Origin of the sequence: Microbacterium sp. A84 (assembly GCF_051842815.1) — a bacterium.
In the GTDB taxonomy this organism is placed as follows: domain Bacteria; phylum Actinomycetota; class Actinomycetes; order Actinomycetales; family Microbacteriaceae; genus Microbacterium.
Genome location: NZ_JBPXMS010000001.1, coordinates 847747 through 865344 on the forward strand (window position 1 = coordinate 847747; position 17598 = coordinate 865344).

Here is a 17598-nt window from a genome sequence, read left to right on the forward strand (position 1 = left end):
CCCGTCACCCGGGCGGGATGGGCGCGTCAGCGGCCGTGGACCTTCCGCGTTGCGTCCTGCACCTCGCCGACGAGCTCCTCCAGGATGTCTTCCAGGAACAGCACGGCCGTTGTCTCGCCCTGCGCATTGCGCACCTTCGCCAGGTGCCGACCGGCTCGGCGCATGACCGCGAGCGCATCCTCCAGGTCGGTGTCCTCCTGCACAGGCGCCATGTGGTGGATGCGCTTCTGCGGGATCGGCTCCACAGTCATGGTCGCGGCATCCTCCCCCTCTGAGGCACGCAGAATGTCTTTCAGGTGCACGTAGCCGAGCGGCACACTCTCTTCGTCGACGATCACGTACCGGGAGAAGCCGTACCTGGCGACAGCGCGCTCGATGTCATCCGGCGTGGTGGTCTGCGGCAATGTCACCAGATCGCTCAGCGGGACGGCGATATCGCGTGCCTTCTTATCGGTGAACTCCACAGCCTTCGCCACAGCGCCCGAGGCGTCCGAGAGCATCCCTTCACGACGCGACTGGTCGACGATCGTCGCCACCTCTTCGATCGTGAAGGTGGATGCCGCTTCGTTCTTCGGCTCGACGCGGAACAACCGCAGCACGGCGTTGGCCGCCGCATTGAGCACCCAGATCACCGGCATGAACACCTTCGACACCCACACCAGCGGCGGAGCGAGAATGAGCACCGCTCGATCCGGCACCGAGAACGCGAGGTTCTTCGGCACCATCTCGCCGAACACCACATGCAGATACGAGACCAGCAATAGCGCGATCACGAACGCGACGATATCGACGACGGCATCTGACCAACCGAAGGCGTGCATCGGGATGCCGAGGAGATGGTGAATCGCCGGTTCGGAGACATTCAGAATAAGGAGCGAGCAGATCGTGATGCCGAGCTGCGAGGTCGCCAGCATGAGCGTCGCGTGCTCCATTGCGTACAGCGCGGTCTTGGCAGAGCGCGAACCCTGCTCGGCGCGTGGCTCGATCTGCGAACGTCGCGCCGAGATCACGGCGAACTCGGCTCCGACGAAGAACGCGTTCGCGACGAGAAGCACGACGAGCCAGACGATTCCTTCCCAATCGTTCATCGGGTCACCTCTTCGCTTGCAGCATCGACCGGTGTCGCCATGTACCGAACACGGTCTACGCGGCGCCCGTCCATGCGGATCACCTGCAGGACCCCCGAGTCGAGCGTTACTTCGTCGCCGATGCCTGGAACACGCTCGAGCACACTCATCATGTAGCCGCCCACGGTGTCGTACACATCTCCTTCAGGAACCTGGACTCCAGTGCGACTGCGCAATTCGTCTGGACGGAGCTCGCCGGGGAAGGTGATCGAGTCGAGCCCGAGAACCACGCCAGCACGGCTGCGGTCGTGCTCATCGAAGACCTCTCCGACAATCTCCTCGACCAGGTCTTCGAGCGTCACGATCCCGGCGGTTCCGCCGTACTCGTCGACCACGATGGCCAATTGGTAACCCTTTGCACGCAGTTCGGAGATCAACACATCCAGATGGAGCGTCTCCGGAACACGCAGTGGTTCGGTGGCGAGTGCCCCGACGGGCACATCAGCGCGGCGCTCGCGGGGAACGGAGACCGCCGCTTTCAGGTGCACAACACCGGTGATGTCGTCAAGATCGTCGCCGTAGACCGGGAAGCGACTGAGCCCTGTGCGTCGGGCAAGCTGAATGACGTCCTCCGCAGAATCACCGGCGAAGATCGCGTGCATGCTCGGACGCGGGGTCATCACGTCGTCTGCGGAGAGGCGGGCAAACGTGAGGCTGCGGTCGAGCAGGCTGGCAGTGTCCGCCTCCAGAAAGCCAGCGCTGGCAGAGCGGCGCACGAGCGAAGAGAGCTCCTCGGCCGTTCGAGCGCCGGAAAGCTCTTCCTTGGGCTCGATGCCCATCGAGCGTAGAACGCCGTTGGCACTGCCGTTGAGCACCACGATAATCGGTCGGAAGACGGCCGTGAATCCGGTCTGGAACGGGATCACAAGTTTGGCGGTCTGGCGCGGCAACGCAAGGGCGAAGTTCTTCGGCACCAGTTCGCCGAGAATCATCGACAGAACGGTAGCGATGGTCATGGCCACCACGGTCGCAATGGGACGGACGGTGGCTTCGGCGATGCCCCATGACATCAGTGCCGGTCCGAGCAGGTTAGAAAGTGCCGGTTCCATCGTGTAACCGGTGAGCAGCGTGGTCAGCGTGATGCCGAGCTGCGCGGACGAAAGATGGGTCGACGTGTGCTTCAGTGCGCTGATCGTGAGCGCCAGTCGCGATTCTCCGCGGGCCTGGCGTGCCTCGAGTTCAGCCCGGTCGAGGTTGACGAGCGCGAACTCACTCGCGACGAACAATCCCGTTCCTACCGTGAGAAGGAGCCCCACGCCCAGCATGACGTAATCCATCAGTCGCTCCCCTCCTCAGAGAAGAACGGCAGGCTGTGGGGCTGTGTACTACTACTGGGAGGGTCATCCATGGTGCTTCGATTCTACAGAACCAGTCCTGTCAGCTCGCCCTTTGATCGTGCGGCGGTCCGCAGGCCGCTACCAGCTGACCGGCAGCGCTTTTCCTTCTTCGTACCCGGCAGCCGACTGGCGGCCGACCAGGGCTCGGTCGTGGAACTGCGAAACCGATGCCGCACCGGCGTATGTGAACGAGGAGCGCACGCCGGAAGTGATCATATCCAGCAGGTCCTCAAGGCCAGGGCGCAGCGGGTCGAGGTAGATCTTCGACGACGAGATCCCCTCGGCGAAGAGCTCCTTGCGCGCACGATCGTAGGCGTCGAGCCGTCCGAATCGCGCCTGCACGGCCTTGGTCGATGCCATGCCCCACGACTCCTTGTAGATGCGTCCTTCGGCATCAGTCTGCAGCTGCCCTGGTGCCTCGATCGTGCCAGCGAACCAGGAGCCGATCATGACGGATGCCGCGCCAGCCGCGAGTGCGAGCGCAACATCGCGCGGGTACCGCACTCCCCCGTCGGCCCACACGTGTGCGCCCAGCGATCGCGCTGCCTCGGCAGTTTCCAGCACCGCGGAGAACTGCGGCCGACCAACCGCGGTCATCATGCGCGTGGTGCACATCGCGCCGGGACCGACGCCGACCTTGAGAATCGATGCCCCTGCATTGACGAGATCGTGCACGCCGTCCGCAGTGACGATGTTGCCTGCCACAAGTGGGATGCCGAGGTTCAGTGCGGCCACCGCAGACAGAGCACGCAGCATCCCCTCCTGGTGTCCGTGCGCAGTATCAATGACGAGCACGTCGACGCCAGCGGCGGCCAGAGCTCGAGCCTTCGCAGCGACGTCACCATTGATCCCTACGGCTGCCCCCACTGCGAGGCGCCCGTCGGCATCGAGCGATGGAGAGTACAGAGTCGAGCGCAGGGCGCTGCGTGCGCTGAGCGTTCCGACCAGATGTCCGTGATCGACGACCGTGACCAAATCCGCACCGGTCTCAGTGATGACGTCGAACGCCGCGCGTGCGTCCGTGATGTCTTCGGCGGCCAATGCAGGTGTGCCAGAGTGCACCAGGTCACCCAGCTGCGCGTCCGGAAGCGCCACTCCGAGTCGCGTGGCAGGCACGATGCCACGCACCCCGGCCGCGTCGATGCGCATTCCACCATCGACGAAGGAGCCCTCGGCAACGACGATGCCATGTCCGGCAGTCGGCGGCAGCAGGCGCAGCGCATCTGCGGCCGAGGCAGCAGGAGACAGCACGAGTGGGGTGTCCCAGGCGACCGGTTGTGCCTTGACCTCACGAATAGCGGCATCCAGATCCTGCAATGGCATGTCTTGCGGAAGGATGCCGAGACCACCTCGCCGCGCCAGCACGGCGGCGAGCCGGGGCCCGGTGACCGAGTTCATGTTTGATGCCACGAGCGGAATGGTCGCGGGGGTGCCGTCGTGGGGCGCAAGGTCCACCTCAAGCCTGCTCGTGATGTCTGAACGTCGTGGCACCAAAAAGACGTCCGAATAGGTGAGATCTACGGCGGGTTGCTCGTTGACGAACTTCATGTCTCCACGGTAGCTTTCTGCGGCGCAAAACGCGCGGGTCTGCACGCGTATTCATGTGCAAGAACACGTTAGGCTAGAACGTACGGTGCGCGAATCCGGGGACTCCGGGGCGCGCACGAACTAAAGCTTCAGCGATGAAAGAGGGCGATAGCGCGTGGCGAACCAGGCAGCCGGCGTCGGGGGTTCAGACGACGGGGATTTCGGAGCCAATTCGTGGCTCGTCGACGAACTTTACGAACAGTTCAAGATTGACCGCAACTCCGTTGACAAGGAGTGGTGGCCGATCCTGGAGAACTACAAGCCGGAGACAGCTCCCGCGTCGCCCGCGGTGACCAGTCCGGCAGCTTCTGCCGCCGCCGCTGAGCACCCTGTCACGGCACCGATCCCCGTGATCGGCTCGCAGCCGGTGGCTCGCACCACTGCCAAGCCTGCTGCGCCGGCGCCGATCCCGGCTCAGGCGCCCAAGCCCGTGGCGAAGACCGCCGAAGAGTCCGCTGACGAGGACAAAGTCACCCCGCTGCGCGGAATGACGAAGACCCTCGCCGCGAACATGGACCAGTCGCTGACGGTTCCCACCGCAACCAGCGTGCGCACGATCCCCGCGAAGTTGATGATCGACAACCGCATCGTCATCAACAACCACATGTCACGCACACGCGGCGGCAAGATCAGCTTCACGCACCTCATCGGCTGGGCACTCATCCAGACGCTGAAGGAGTTCCCGAGCCAGAACGTCTTCTACGCAGAGATCGAGGGCAAGCCGTCCGTCGTCGCCCCGGCGCACGTCAACCTCGGCATTGCCATCGACCTGCCCAAGCCTGATGGCACCCGTGCCCTCATGGTGCCGAGCATCAAGCGCGCCGATACTCTGACCTTCACCGAGTTCCTCGCAGCCTACGAAGACCTCGTCACCCGCGCCCGCGCCAACAAGCTCACTGCCACTGACTTCGCCGGTACGACAGTCTCGCTCACGAACCCGGGCGGTATCGGAACAGTGCACTCCGTTCCGCGCCTGATGAAGGGCCAGGGCTGCATCATCGGCGCCGGCGCCCTTGATTACCCGGCCGAGTTCCAGGGCTCGAGCAGCAGGACGCTGGCTGAGCTCGGCATCGGCAAAACGATCACCCTGACCAGCACCTACGACCACCGTGTCATCCAGGGTGCCGGCTCCGGCGAGTTCCTGAAGAAGGTGCACGAGGCCCTCATCGGTCAGCGCGGCTTCTACGACGGCATCTTCGCGGCAATGCGCATCCCGTACGCGCCGATCCGCTGGAACTCCGACATCGCTGTCGACCTTGCCGAGCGCGTCGACAAGCAGTCCCGCGTGCAGGAGCTCATCAACTCGTATCGTGTGCGCGGCCACCTCATGGCCGATATCGACCCGCTCGAGTACGTGCAGCGCTCGCACCCTGACCTGGAGATCGAGAGCCACGGCCTCACTTTCTGGGACCTTGACCGTGAGTTCGTCACCGGCGGCTTCGGCGGCAAGCGCGTGATGAAGCTTCGCGAAATCCTCGGCGTGCTCCGCGACTCTTACTGCCGCACCCTCGGCATCGAGTACATGCACATCCAGGACCCGGAGCAGCGTCGTTGGTTCCAGGAGCAGCTCGAGATCAAGTATCAGAAGCCCGGCCACGATGAGCAACTGCGGGTCCTCCGCAAGCTCAACGAAGCAGAGGCATTCGAGACCTTCCTGCAGACGAAGTTCGTCGGTCAGAAGCGGTTCTCTCTCGAAGGTGGCGAGTCGCTGATCCCGCTGCTCGACGAGATCCTTCAGGGCGCGGCCTCCTCCGGTCTTGAAGGTGCTGCGATCGGCATGGCCCACCGTGGCCGTCTGAATGTGCTGACCAACATCGCCGGCAAGACCTACGGTCATGTGTTCCGCGAGTTCGAAGGCCTTCAGGCGACAGGCAACCAGCGCGGTTCCGGTGACGTGAAGTACCACCTCGGCACCGAGGGAACCTTCGTGGCCGACGACAAGTCCGAGCTGCCGATCTATCTCGCTGCGAACCCCTCGCACCTCGAGACTGTCGACGGCGTGCTTGAGGGCATCGTCCGCGCCAAGCAGGACCGCAAGCCCATCGGCACGTTCTCGTGGCTACCGATCCTCGTCCACGGCGACGCTGCCTTCGCGGGCCAGGGCGTCGTCGTCGAATCCCTGCAGATGTCTCAGCTGCGCGGTTACCGTATCGGCGGCACGATTCACGTGGTCGTCAACAACCAGGTCGGCTTTACGACGACACCGACGGATGCTCGCACCTCGGTCTACGCGACCGACGTCGCCAAGACCATCCAGTCACCGATCTTCCATGTGAACGGCGATGACCCAGAGTCCGTCATCCGCGTCGCCCAGCTTGCGTTCGAGTACCGCGAGCGCTTCCACAGCGACGTCGTGATCGACCTCATCTGCTACCGCCGTCGCGGCCACAACGAGGGCGACGATCCCTCGATGACGCAGCCACTCATGACGGATCTCATCCAGGCGAAGCGTTCGGTGCGCAAGCTCTACACCGAGGCGCTCGTCGGCCGCGGTGACATCACCGAAGAAGAGTATGAGCAGGCGAAGGACGACTTCCAGGGTCGTCTGGAGATCGCCTTTGCCGAGACGCACGCCGCAGAGACCGGTGCGACTCCGATTGCCCCTGAACTGCCCCCTGTGGACGAGGTCGTCGGAGCACCAGAGGTCACCGGCATCTCGACCGAGGTCGTCGGCCTCATCGCTGAAGCGTTCGCGAACAAGCCCGAAGGCTTCACCGTGCACCCGAAGATCCAGCAGCTTCTCGACAAGCGTGTCGAGATGACGCGCAGTGGCAAGATCGACTGGGGCTTCGGCGAGCTTCTTGCCTTCGGTTCGGTGCTTGCTGAGGGCACGTCGGTGCGCCTTGTCGGGCAGGATTCGCGCCGCGGCACGTTCGTGCAGCGTCACGCTGTCATGCACGATCGCGCGAACGGCCAGGAATGGCTGCCGCTGTCGAACCTGTCCGAGAGCCAGGGCCGTTTCTTCGTCTATGACTCGTTGCTGAGCGAGTACGCCGCCATGGCGTACGAGTATGGCTACTCGGTGGAGGCTCCGGAAGCACTCGTGCTCTGGGAGGCGCAGTTCGGCGACTTTGCCAACACCGCGCAGGCCGTTATCGACGAGTACATCTCGTCCGCTGAGCAGAAGTGGGGCCAGCAGTCCGGCCTCACGTTGCTGCTGCCGCACGGCTACGAGGGCCAGGGGCCGGACCACTCCTCGGCACGCATCGAACGTTTCCTGCAGCTGTGCGCCCAGGAGAACATGATCGTGGCACGACCGTCGACACCGGCATCGCACTTCCACCTGCTGCGTCGTCAGGCATATGCACGCCCCCGCAAGCCGCTCATCGTCTTCACACCGAAGGCCATGCTGCGCCTGCGCGGCGCGACCAGCGCGGTCGAGGACTTCACGAGCGGTCGCTTCGAGCCGGTGCTGGACGACGACCGCGGCCTGGACCGCGATGCCGTCAAGCGCGTGCTGGTGCACTCCGGCAAGATCCATTGGGATCTGCGCAGCGAACTCGACAAGAACCCGAACCCAGAGATCGCACTGGTGCGGCTCGAGCAGCTGTACCCGACGCCGCTCGACACGCTGAGGACTCTCACCAACTCGTACCCCAACGCGGAACTGGTGTGGGTGCAGGACGAGCCCGAGAACCAGGGCGCATGGCCGTTCCTGGCTCTGGAGTTCGCTGCAGTGCGTGAGCGCGGCTTCCGCGTGATCGCTCGTGCGGCGTCCGCTTCGCCCGCGACCGGTTCGTCGAAGGTGCACGCGGCTGAGCAGGCTGATCTGCTCAAGCGCGCCCTCACTCTGGACTGACCATCGCCGCGCTGCGCGTGATGGTCGTCATCAACCCGACGGCACGCGGCGGCACAGCGGGACGCGCAGCCGTTCGAGCAATCGAGCGGCTGCGCGAACGCGGTGCATCGGTGACCGTCGACGACGGCCGCTCGTTCGAGGACACGCGTCGCGCACTCGATGAGGCACGCACCGGCCGCCCAGACGCTGTCGTGGTCGTGGGCGGCGATGGAACGATGCGTCTGGCTGTCGAGGCGCTGCACGGCACACAGATACCGCTCACTCTGATTCCGGTGGGTACTGGCAACGACTTCGCGACCGCGCTGGGCATCCCCCGCGATCCGCTCGTCGCCGCCGATCTCGCCTTCGACGGCCGGCTCACGAGCCTTGATATCGCACGAGCGACGCGCGCCGACGGCTCATCCCAGCTGTTCGCCACGATCCTCGCCAGTGGCTTCGATTCCAAGGTCAACGAGCGCGCCAACCGGATGCGCTGGCCACAGGGCCGCGCGCGCTACAACATCGCCATCGCAATCGAATTCGCTCTGCTCCGGCCGATCGAGTATCGACTCTCGTGGATCGATGACCAGGGCAATCCCGGCGAGTACGACGGACCGCTGCTGCTCACCGCCGTCGCGAACACCACGACCTACGGCGGCGGAGTACCGATCTCGCCGAACGCCGATCCATCCGACGGGCTGCTCGATCTCACCTTCGTCCGCCCTGCGTCACGCCTGCGACTGGTCGGCGTGCTCGCCAAGGCGTTCCGTGGCAGACACGTGCACGAGCCAGAGGTCATCACGCACCGCGTGCGCAGCATCCGCCTCGAATCGGCAGGGCTCACCGGCTACGCCGACGGCGACCCGATGGGCGCTCTACCGATCACCGTCGACCTGCTGCCGCAGGCACTGACGATGCGCGTTCCTGCCTAGTACCAGATACCCAGAACCGGTGCCTCGGCGGCACGGAATGCATCGTCGATGGATGCCGCGCGCTCTGCTGTGGCATCCAGCCGGCCCGCGGCGCGCAACTCGACCGCACTCACTCCCCCGGCGTACAGCGCGGAAAGCGCGCCGACGTCGAGTGTCACGTCTGCTGTATCGCCGTCAGCCGCGGTGACCGTGGCATGGCCATCGACCACACTGACTCGCCACGACCCCACGGCGAAGCCGAGCGCATCTTCCACCAGCAGCACGACATCGAGTGGCGCCCGGTAGGTGCGTGCGGTGAGGGCGGCAGCAACGTCAAGAATGCGTAGCCAGCCGTGGTCGTGCACTGTGACCTCAACGCCACGGCGATCATTCACCAGCCACGGAAGCGGGTCATCGATCGGACGCAGATCGACGTTCACCTTGTCGACCAGATCATGCTGCAGAGCGAAGCCCCAGAGCGCCCGAAGCGCATCCGGAGTCACCGTCGACATCTGGAAGATGGTCATCTCTGAGTGGAAGGTACCCGGGATCTCGGCAAGCTTGTACGCCATAACACCGCGAACCGCGCCCTGTTCGTCGAGGTAGCGCACCCCGCGCACCGCCGCGGGCGCAGAGTGCCCAGGCGCAAGTCCGGCAACTCGATCCCACCGACGATCCCACCCGGCGATCTGTCCGGATCGCTGAGTGCGCTCGACCTCATGCAGCGTGGCGATGTTGGTCTTCAACGCGTTTTTGTCGAGGTACTCCAAGCGACCTGCGGGTGTTCCGCCGGCCCACCCAGCGCGGCGGGTGTCGACCGTGATCCGTGCGACCGGAACCGCGGATGCGAAACCGTAGCGGCCGTAGATTGTTGCCTCGGAGACGGTGAGGCCGGCAATCGCCACGCCGGCGGATGCCGCGGCACGAAGCTCGCCCTCAAGGAGCGCCCGAGCAATGCCGCGACGACGGTGAGTACCGGACACTGTGACAGAGCTGATCGCCCACATACCGATCTCGCCACCGGGGATGGTCAGCGGCGTCACCCAGGAATTCACCGTCGCGACGGGCCAGGTGCCGACCGGAGAGTCAGCCTCGAAGACCCCGATGTTGCGACGATCTGCAATCGCGCCACTATCGGCGGCAACGAGGTCAGCTGCCGGATCGACGTCCAGGAACCCGCGCGCATCCGCCCGGACGAACGCTTCAGTATCGGCATCCGCTGACGTATCAATCAGCCGGTAGGTCAGCTGCTGAGCATCGAGGCGCTCAAAGGACGTGGGGTCGACGGGGACAGTGCGTGCGTCGGTCATCACACCAGCCTAAAGGCAGGCGCCTTCATGAACACTGACGGGAAGCCCCAGCGGTGTCAGTGCCAGGCGTCAGTGCGCTGCGGCCTGGGCAGCTCGAAGCTTAGCGAGCACCTGATCGCGCAGCTCCTCCGGAGCGGTCTCCTTGCAGGCGCGAGCCACGACCTCGGTCAGCGTGCTGGCGACCAATGCCTCTCCCTGGCAGGAGGGGCAGTTCTCGATGTGCTCACGAATCTCGGTGTGCTCGGTGCTGCACACCTCGTTGCGGAGGTATTCCTCCAGGTCCTTACGGGCCTTGTCGCAGCCGCAATCGCTCATTTCTTGCTCCTTGTAGCGGCCGTGGCAATTCCTCGCTCAGCGGCATAGTCAGCCAGCATCTCCCGCAGCATCCGTCTGCCACGATGCAGACGACTCATTACGGTGCCGATGGGGGTCTTCATGATGTCCGCGATCTCCTGGTATGCGAATCCTTCGACATCGGCCAGGTACACCGCCAGACGGAAGTCCTCAGGGACCTCCTGGAGCGCGTCTTTCACCACGGAAGCAGGCATGCGGTCGATCGCTTCGGCCTCGGCGGAACGGCTGTGGGATGCGGTGGTCGACTCTGCGCCACCCATCTGCCAGTCTTCCAGCTCATCGATGGTGCCTTGGAACGGCTCACGCTGCTTTTTGCGGTAGATGTTGATGTAAGTGTTCGTGAGGATGCGGTAGAGCCACGCCTTCAGGTTCGTGCCCTGCGTGAACGACGCCCAGGACGCGAAAGCCTTGACGAAGGTCTCTTGCACAAGGTCTGCCGCGTCGGCGGGGTTGCGCGTCATGCGCATCGCCGCCGCATACAGCTGATCCATGAAAGGAATCGCCTGTTCCTCGAACTCGCGCTGCGCGTCGCGGAGTGTGTCTGCGGGTGCCGTGTCATCCATCACTGGCCAGTCTAGGCCTGAGATGTCTTCCACTTCTCTTTCCAGCGTCGCGATCATCCCCACTCCTTCTCGGCGCTTTCGGCACCATTCACTAAGGTGGAACCGATGAGCGACACAAGGTATTCCCCATCCCCCGCCCGGGGCGCCTATGCCGCGCCCGAAACAACGAGCGCTGTGAACTCGACGCTGACCATTCCGGGGTCGAAGTCACTCACCAACCGCGAGCTGATTATCGCGGCGATCGCGGACGGCCCCGGCCGTCTGCTTGCCCCGTTGCACTCGGACGATTCGCTGCGGATGGTCGAGGCGCTGCGCGCCCTCGGCATCGGCATCGAAGAGATCGAGGGCGTGGGCGAGTTCGGTCCCGACCTGCTCGTAACTCCTGCTCCCCTGCGCGGCGGCGCCACCGTCGACTGCGGCCAGGCCGGCACCGTCATGCGGTTCATCGCCCCGCTTGCGGGACTCGCCGCACACGACGTGCATGTCACGGCGCACGAGAATGCTCTGCACCGTCCGATGGGTGCCATGATCACGGCCCTGCGCGACCTCGGCGTCGACATCGACGACGAAGGCACCTGGTCACTGCCCTTCACGATCCGTGGTCAGGGTCGCATCCGCGGTGGCCGCCTCGAGATCGATGCTTCCGCATCGAGCCAGTTCGTCTCCGGTCTCCTCCTCGCGGCTCCTCGCTTCGACGTCGGGCTGCACCTGGTGCACACCGGTGATCACCTGCCGAGCCTGCCGCACATTGATATGACCATCGAGTCACTCAGCCGTCGCGGCATCCGCATCGAGCGGCCCGCAACAGGCGAATGGCTCGTCGAGGCGGGTGTCCCGCGTGCCAAAGAGATCTCGATCGAACCGGATCTCTCCAATGCGGCGCCGTTCCTTGCGGCCGCGATGGTGACCGGCGGCGAGGTCTCGATCGCCAACTGGCCGCTGCACTCCACACAGCCCGGCGCACTACTGCCCGACATCCTGCAGGCGATGGGCGCTCACGTCGGCCGCCATAGCGGCACGATGACCGTGCGTGCGGGTGACAGCATCCGCGGTCTGGATCTCGATCTCTCTGCCGCTAGCGAGTTGTCTCCGACCATCGTCGGCCTCGCTGCTTTCGCGAATGCTCCGACAACGATCCGCGGTATCGGTCATATCCGCATGCATGAAACCGACCGGATTGCCGCACTGATCGGCAACCTCACTGCGCTGGGCGGCGAAGTGGAAGAGCTCTCCGACGGCCTGCGCGTCATTCCCCGTCCCCTGCACGGCGGGCACTGGGCCGCGCACAACGATCACCGCATGGCCACAACAGGTGCACTGGTCGGTCTCCGCGTGCCCGGCGTCGTCATCGACGACATCGGCACGACCGCGAAGACACTGCCGGAGTTCACCCAGCTCTGGGAGCGGATGCTGGGAGGCACCACCGCGTGAGCTGGCTCCCTCCAGATGACGACCTCGAAGACGGCTTCCAGGGTTTCGACGAGAACAGCTTCCGCACCCGCCCGAATCCCAAGGCGAATCGTCCGCGCACAAAGCGGCGCCCCGCACACGATGACGCACAGATCGGTCGCGTTCTCGGAGTCGATCGTGGCCGTTACAGCGTGATGATGGATGAGCACACCGCTGATGAACGCGCCATCACGACCACACGTGCGCGGGAACTGCGCCGCACCCCGATCGTGACGGGCGATCAGGCCCGCGTTGTCGGCGACGTCTCCGGCGCGGAGGGAACGCTGGCGCGCATCGTCGGAATCGTCGAACGCACGTCCTTGCTACGGCGCAGCGCCGATGACACTGACCTGGTCGAGCGGGTCATCGTGGCCAACGCCGACCAGATGCTCATCGTCGTCGCGGCCGCCGACCCCGAACCGAGAGCGCGCCTGGTCGATCGCTATCTCGTGGCGGCCCTGGATGCTGGCATCCGCCCTCTCCTCGTCGTCACGAAGACCGATCTCGCCGACCCGACAGCGTTCCTGTCGCACTTCGACGGGCTCGATCTGCGGGTGTTCACGAGCGCGAACGATCAGATGCCGCTCGACGAGATCGGCGCCGCGCTGATCGGGCACTCGACGGTCTTCGTCGGCCACTCGGGAGTGGGTAAGTCCACCCTGGTGAATGCCCTCGTACCGTCCGCACAGCGTGCGACGGGGCATGTGAACCAGGTCACAGGGCGTGGACGCCACACGTCGTCCTCAACGGTCTCGCTCCGCTACGAGGGTGTGGGCGGCACCGGCTGGGTGATCGACACGCCAGGAGTGCGCTCGTTTGGGCTCGGACATGTGGACCCAGCGAACATCCTCGCGTCGTTCACCGAGCTCGCTGGCATCGCTGAGAACTGCCCGCGGGGGTGTACACACCTGACGGATGCCCCGGACTGCGCTCTGATCGAAGCCGCCGCGGAGGGCAGATTGAACGACGCCGAGCGGTCTCGCCTGGATTCGCTACAACGCATGCTGCAGACGTTCGCGGACAAAGCGGATGCGAGCACAGGATCTTCTTCCGGTCGATAGGCTGTTGGGCGTGACGAATCTGCGCCTGGAACCCGGTACCGCCGCCCCCGACTTCACCCTGCAGGATCAGGATGGCTCCGCTGTGAGCCTTTCCGACCTGCGCGGGCAGAAGGTGATCCTCTACTTCTACCCCGCTGCGATGACGCCCGGCTGCACAACTCAGGCGTGCGACTTCCGCGACAGCATCGCCTCATTGCAGGGTGCCGGCTACCGCGTCATCGGCATCTCACGCGACGAGCCAAGCAAACTCGCGCAGTTCCGCGACCGCGACGCTCTCCCGTTCACGCTGCTGAGCGACCCAGACCACGCTGTGCACACGGCGTACGGCGTCTGGGGCGAGAAGATGAACTACGGAAAGGTCATCGAGGGAGTCATCCGCTCGACATTCGTGCTGGACGAGAACAGCACGCTCACACATGCCCAGTACAACGTGAAGGCGACGGGTCACGTCGCCCGACTGCGCAAGACGCTCGGCCTCGACGCCTGACGTCTTGACGCCTTAGTCCGAGACCGGCCCCTTGCCTGGATCATCCTGGGTGGGCTCATCCGTGCGGATTGACTCTTTACGAGTGCTGGCGACCAGCAGGATGAGTCCAAGGAGTCCGGGGATTCCGACGCCGAGCACGAAGGCCCACGCCACCGGCGGCACGGTGAGCGACGCGAGCGCCAGTGCAATCGCCAGAATCTGCAGCACCACACCGCCAGAGCGCGCCCACATGTAACCTCGGCGCGTACCCACAGCGAAGGCAAACAGCGCCACAGCCCCGATCAGGGTCAGCACGATGAGCGCGATCGCAGTGGGAAGCGAGGCTGCATCTCCGGATCCCAAGCCGATGAATTCCATCACCATAAGCACGGTCAGAACGGCACCTTCGAGGGCCAACACCGCCGCTGCAGCAGCCGCCAGGACGGGTGAATGCACAATGTCTCCTGAGAAATCAGATTTGTAGGCACAAAATCCTTGATTTCGAGCCCGAGCTGTAACACAATGTTAACAGTCATGTGCTCCCACAGCGGCGTGGGGCGAGCATCCGCTCGCACTCAACTGAGCGACGATACCCGATTTCGTCGCCCGAACTGAGCATTCGTACCGCGAACGCTCACCGAGATCCACCCAAGGAGCCCCAATGGACTGGCGCGATAAATCCGCCTGCCTCACCGTCGACCCCGAGCTGTTCTTCCCCGTCGGGAACACCGGGCCGGCTGTCGACCAGATTGAAAAGGCCAAGGCTGTCTGCGCTACGTGCACAGTCACCGAGGTCTGCCTGCAGTACGCCCTGGAGACCAGCCAGGACTCGGGTGTATGGGGCGGTCTCTCTGAGGACGAGCGTCGCGCTCTCAAGCGCCGTGCTGCGCGCGCCCGCCGCGCATCCTGAGCCTTCCACACTGAGAAACGGCCGGTCCCGCTGATGCGGGACCGGCCGTTTTCACGTAAGTGGCGCTACTTCTTGAGCCAGCGCATTGGCAGGTTGATGACCACCTCGGTGCCCTCACCCTCGCTGCCGCGCCACTCGATCGTGCCGCTCAGCTCTCCCTGGATCAGCGTGCGGATGATCTGCGTGCCAAGGCCCTGACCGATCCGCCCTTCCGGAAGCCCGTGTCCGGTGTCGTGTACAGAGACATGCAGGTTCTCGTCGGTGCGCACGGCATCGATCGTGATCGTGCCTTCCTTGCCCGCAAGCCCGTGCTCGACGGCGTTGGTGACAACCTCGGTGAGCGCGAGCGCCAGTGGCGTCGCGTACTCGCTCGGCAGAACTCCGAAATGTCCCGTGAACTTGGTGCTCGCTCTGGTGTTGGGGGCAGCTGCCACCTCGGCGACCAGCTTAAGCACGCGGTGGAAGACCTCATCGAAGTCGACCGTCTGTGTGAGTCCCTGAGCCAGGGTGTCGTGCACGACGGCAATGGCGTCGACCCGACGCATTGCCTGGGTGAGCGCGTCGCGAGCCTCATCCGAGTGCGTGCGTCGTGCCTGGATGCGCAACAGAGAGGCCACCGTCTGCAGGTTGTTCTTGACGCGGTGGTGGATCTCACGAATCGTGGCATCCTTCGTGATCAACTCCTGCTCCTGGTGACGCAGTTCACTCACGTCACGGCACAGGATGATCGCGCCGATACGGTTGCCGTGATCCTTCAGCGGAATCGCCCGCAGAGACACTGTGACTCCGCGTGCTTCGATATCCGTGCGCCACGGCGCGCGCCCGGTCACCACGACAGGGAGCGATTCGTCTACCTGACGAGTCACTGGCAGGATTCCGGTCGTGACTTCGGCCAGAGACTCCCCCTCCAGTTCGTCCTCGAAGCCCATCCTGTTGAACGCGGACAGCGCGTTGGGACTGGCGAACGTGCTGATGCCGTCCACATCAATGCGGATCAGACCGTCTGAGGCACGGGGCGCACCACGACGGGGCGATGTCGGGGCCGCAAGATCAGGAAACTCACCCGAGCGGATCATCCGGAACAGGTCATTCGCGCACTCGTCGAAGGTGATCTGCTGCCGGGACGGAACCCGCGCCTCACCGAGGTTGGTGTGCCTGGTCACCACGCCGATCACCGGCGGACGCTCACCCGCCTTGCCCCGCTCGCGCACGATCGGCACGGCGCGCACCCTGGTAGGTGTCTCTTCGAACCAGTCCGGCGATGACGAGTCGACGATGTCGCCCGAATCGAACGCACCCTGCACCTGAGTGCGCCACTGCGGCCGCACTTGATCTCCCACGATGTCGCGGTAGAAAAGCGTCGCGGCGCCGCTCGGGCGCGTGTGCGCCACGGCCACAAAGGAGCCGTCATTCGTGGCAACCCAGATGACGATGTCGGCGGATGCGAGATCAGCGAGCAGCTGACCGTCCCCGGAGAGGCGATGAAGCCACTCGACGTCGTTATCGGTCAGGCAGCCCTGGGCATGGACGAGATCACTGAGGGTTGACACGACTCCAGCCTAGAACCCCGAGGCCACAGCTCGTGCCACGCCGCGACAGCTCGGGTGTCGAGACGCAACAGGCCCCGATCAGAGCACGGCGAAGGACGTCGCCCGCCATCGGTGATCCAACCCCTCGAGTCGGATCGCCACGGCCCTCGTCCGGCCGGGCCCTGCGACGATGACGACGGCTTCCACAACCCCGTCGGCAGGTGTCGTCTGACGGATCGACAGGATCTCGAAGACGGGTCGGGTCGGGTGCGTGTCCCGCGCGCTTCGCGCTCGAGCGGAGAGATTCGACCGCGCTCCCAGCTTTCGATACGCGTCCTCGCTGAACCAACGCGCCAGCTGATCCAGTTCTCGCACGCCGGCGAACACCTCCAGAACACCCTGGGTCAGGCTGCGCAGCAGCTGCGTGGGGTTGGGAAGCTCGGTGGCAGCGGTGGGCTGCGGGGCAAAGTACTCATGAAGCGTCATCGTTGTCACTTTCAGTCTTTGATGCGAGCCAGTAGATCACGTGACGCCTCCCGCTCGCAGGCCTGCGAGCGCAAGATGTGGATAACTCGTACGCGCTCGGCGGTTGTCCTCTACGCTCGGTCGCGTGCACTGGGATCGCTTGTTCGAAGACCTCGAAGGTCAGCTCGCCGCCGAATGGGAGGCGGAGCGGGCCGTGTTGGATGCCGAATCCGAACGCCTGCGCATCGCGAGGCTCAGCCTTCGCACGAGATTGCGCGTGCTCGAGCTGCGAGGGGCTCCGCTCACGCTGCGGCTGGTCGACGGTGAGCGTCGATCCGTGCTGCTCCAGGCCGTCGGCGCCGATTGGATAGCCGTGCAGCTGCAGGACGCACCGACCGCCATGATCGTTCCGCTGGCGGCGCTGACAAGCGTGGAGACACACCATGGCGCACTGTTGGAGACCTTGGAAGACTCTCCCCTGCCCTCAGACGGGCTGCGCGATCGGATGACGCTGGGATTCCTCCTGCGCGACCTCGCTCGCCGTCGCATCCCGCTGCACATCGCACTCCGCGACGGTGAGACGCTTCACGGAACGATCGACCGCGCCGGCAGCGACCATCTCGATCTGGCCGTGCATGACGCCGGTGAGGCACGACGAGCTGCTGCGGTGCGCACATTTCGCATCGTGCCGTTCGATGCGCTCGTGTGGGCGCGTACCGACAGCACGGCGATCTAGCTACCGGCGCCCTCA

The 17598-nt window shown here is 64.8% G+C and carries 16 protein-coding genes; 7 read left to right on the forward strand and 9 right to left on the reverse strand.

The features are described from left to right. Positions 1-26 precede the first annotated feature (26 nt). The 3 genes from ACSU04_RS04325 to ACSU04_RS04335 all read right to left on the reverse strand — a co-directional run bounded on the left by ACSU04_RS04325 (position 27) and on the right by ACSU04_RS04335 (position 4012). A complete protein-coding gene (locus tag ACSU04_RS04325) occupies positions 27-1088 on the reverse strand; it encodes a hemolysin family protein (RefSeq protein WP_439288534.1) in 1062 nt (353 codons plus the stop codon). Continuing rightward, positions 1085-2404 carry a hemolysin family protein gene (locus ACSU04_RS04330; RefSeq protein WP_439288535.1) on the reverse strand — a complete coding sequence of 440 codons (1320 nt, stop codon included), beginning with the start codon at positions 2402-2404 and terminating at the stop codon, positions 1085-1087. Before ACSU04_RS04330 ends, ACSU04_RS04325 begins: the two co-directional genes overlap by 4 nt. 138 nt (positions 2405-2542) lie before the next feature. Next, the gene (locus ACSU04_RS04335) at positions 2543-4012 is read right to left on the reverse strand and encodes a GuaB1 family IMP dehydrogenase-related protein (protein WP_439288536.1); all 1470 of its coding nucleotides are present in this window, start codon (positions 4010-4012) and stop codon (positions 2543-2545) included. A 154-nt stretch (positions 4013-4166) separates the two neighbouring features. Between ACSU04_RS04335 and ACSU04_RS04340 the strand changes: the two genes are divergently transcribed. Together ACSU04_RS04340 and ACSU04_RS04345 are read left to right on the forward strand one after the other, a co-directional pair. Continuing rightward, positions 4167-7850, forward strand: a complete 3684-nt coding sequence (locus ACSU04_RS04340; RefSeq protein WP_439278601.1) for a multifunctional oxoglutarate decarboxylase/oxoglutarate dehydrogenase thiamine pyrophosphate-binding subunit/dihydrolipoyllysine-residue succinyltransferase subunit — start codon at positions 4167-4169, stop codon at positions 7848-7850. Positions 7851-7870: 20 nt separating this feature from the next. After that, on the forward strand, positions 7871-8761 hold the full coding sequence (locus ACSU04_RS04345; protein ID WP_439278602.1) for a YegS/Rv2252/BmrU family lipid kinase: 891 nt from the start codon (positions 7871-7873) through the stop codon (positions 8759-8761). On the opposite strand, the gene ACSU04_RS04350 is transcribed toward ACSU04_RS04345, so the two are convergent. The 3 genes from ACSU04_RS04350 to ACSU04_RS04360 form a co-directional block, all read right to left on the reverse strand. Further along, entirely contained in the window at positions 8758-10050 is a 1293-nt protein-coding gene (locus tag ACSU04_RS04350) for a GNAT family N-acetyltransferase (RefSeq protein ID WP_439278603.1), read from the reverse strand. The two genes, ACSU04_RS04345 and ACSU04_RS04350, sit on opposite strands and share 4 nt — an antisense overlap. Before the next feature lie 69 nt (positions 10051-10119). Then, complete coding sequence (locus ACSU04_RS04355) at positions 10120-10365, reverse strand: zf-HC2 domain-containing protein (protein WP_439278604.1); 246 nt, start codon at positions 10363-10365, stop codon at positions 10120-10122. Beyond that, a complete protein-coding gene (locus tag ACSU04_RS04360) occupies positions 10362-11024 on the reverse strand; it encodes a sigma-70 family RNA polymerase sigma factor (RefSeq protein WP_439278605.1) in 663 nt (220 codons plus the stop codon). Before ACSU04_RS04360 ends, ACSU04_RS04355 begins: the two co-directional genes overlap by 4 nt. Before the next feature lie 48 nt (positions 11025-11072). On the opposite strand from ACSU04_RS04360, the gene aroA reads away from it, so the two are divergent. From aroA to bcp, 3 genes are read left to right on the forward strand one after another with little or no spacing between them, the layout of a single operon-like run. After that, the gene (gene aroA / locus ACSU04_RS04365) at positions 11073-12398 is read left to right on the forward strand and encodes a 3-phosphoshikimate 1-carboxyvinyltransferase (protein WP_439288537.1); all 1326 of its coding nucleotides are present in this window, start codon (positions 11073-11075) and stop codon (positions 12396-12398) included. Further along, a complete protein-coding gene (gene rsgA / locus ACSU04_RS04370; RefSeq protein ID WP_439288538.1) occupies positions 12395-13477 on the forward strand; it encodes a ribosome small subunit-dependent GTPase A in 1083 nt (360 codons plus the stop codon). The genes aroA and rsgA overlap by 4 nt, the downstream gene beginning before the upstream one ends. A gap of 10 nt (positions 13478-13487) precedes the next feature. Continuing rightward, a complete protein-coding gene (gene bcp / locus ACSU04_RS04375; protein ID WP_439288539.1) occupies positions 13488-13964 on the forward strand; it encodes a thioredoxin-dependent thiol peroxidase in 477 nt (158 codons plus the stop codon). Positions 13965-13976: 12 nt separating this feature from the next. Here the strand turns inward: bcp and ACSU04_RS04380 are convergent, their stop codons facing one another. Then, entirely contained in the window at positions 13977-14399 is a 423-nt protein-coding gene (locus ACSU04_RS04380; protein WP_439288540.1) for a hypothetical protein, read from the reverse strand. 205 nt (positions 14400-14604) lie between these two features. On the opposite strand from ACSU04_RS04380, the gene ACSU04_RS04385 reads away from it, so the two are divergent. Next, on the forward strand, positions 14605-14853 hold the full coding sequence (locus ACSU04_RS04385) for a WhiB family transcriptional regulator (RefSeq protein ID WP_438253564.1): 249 nt from the start codon (positions 14605-14607) through the stop codon (positions 14851-14853). A 65-nt stretch (positions 14854-14918) separates the two neighbouring features. Here the strand turns inward: ACSU04_RS04385 and ACSU04_RS04390 are convergent, their stop codons facing one another. After that, positions 14919-16403 carry a sensor histidine kinase gene (locus tag ACSU04_RS04390; RefSeq protein WP_439278610.1) on the reverse strand — a complete coding sequence of 495 codons (1485 nt, stop codon included), beginning with the start codon at positions 16401-16403 and terminating at the stop codon, positions 14919-14921. A 78-nt stretch (positions 16404-16481) separates the two neighbouring features. Beyond that, entirely contained in the window at positions 16482-16868 is a 387-nt protein-coding gene (locus tag ACSU04_RS04395; protein WP_439278611.1) for an Rv3235 family protein, read from the reverse strand. A gap of 124 nt (positions 16869-16992) precedes the next feature. On the opposite strand from ACSU04_RS04395, the gene ACSU04_RS04400 reads away from it, so the two are divergent. After that, entirely contained in the window at positions 16993-17583 is a 591-nt protein-coding gene (locus ACSU04_RS04400; protein ID WP_439288541.1) for a hypothetical protein, read from the forward strand. Positions 17584-17598: the final 15 nt, after the last annotated feature.

Excerpts from the sequence above, each read along its gene's own strand:
- ACSU04_RS04325 (WP_439288534.1), bottom strand. The coding sequence starts at position 1,088 with ATGAACGATTGGGAAGGAATCGTCTGGCTCGTCGTGCTTCTCGTCGCG.
- ACSU04_RS04330 (WP_439288535.1), bottom strand. The coding sequence starts at position 2,404 with ATGGATTACGTCATGCTGGGCGTGGGGCTCCTTCTCACGGTAGGAACG.
- ACSU04_RS04335 (WP_439288536.1), bottom strand. The coding sequence starts at position 4,012 with ATGAAGTTCGTCAACGAGCAACCCGCCGTAGATCTCACCTATTCGGAC.
- ACSU04_RS04345 (WP_439278602.1), top strand. The coding sequence starts at position 7,871 with ATGGTCGTCATCAACCCGACGGCACGCGGCGGCACAGCGGGACGCGCA.
- ACSU04_RS04350 (WP_439278603.1), bottom strand. The coding sequence starts at position 10,050 with ATGACCGACGCACGCACTGTCCCCGTCGACCCCACGTCCTTTGAGCGC.
- ACSU04_RS04355 (WP_439278604.1), bottom strand. The coding sequence starts at position 10,365 with ATGAGCGATTGCGGCTGCGACAAGGCCCGTAAGGACCTGGAGGAATAC.
- ACSU04_RS04360 (WP_439278605.1), bottom strand. The coding sequence starts at position 11,024 with ATGATCGCGACGCTGGAAAGAGAAGTGGAAGACATCTCAGGCCTAGAC.
- aroA (WP_439288537.1), top strand. The coding sequence starts at position 11,073 with ATGAGCGACACAAGGTATTCCCCATCCCCCGCCCGGGGCGCCTATGCC.
- ACSU04_RS04385 (WP_438253564.1), top strand. The coding sequence starts at position 14,605 with ATGGACTGGCGCGATAAATCCGCCTGCCTCACCGTCGACCCCGAGCTG.
- ACSU04_RS04395 (WP_439278611.1), bottom strand. The coding sequence starts at position 16,868 with ATGACGCTTCATGAGTACTTTGCCCCGCAGCCCACCGCTGCCACCGAG.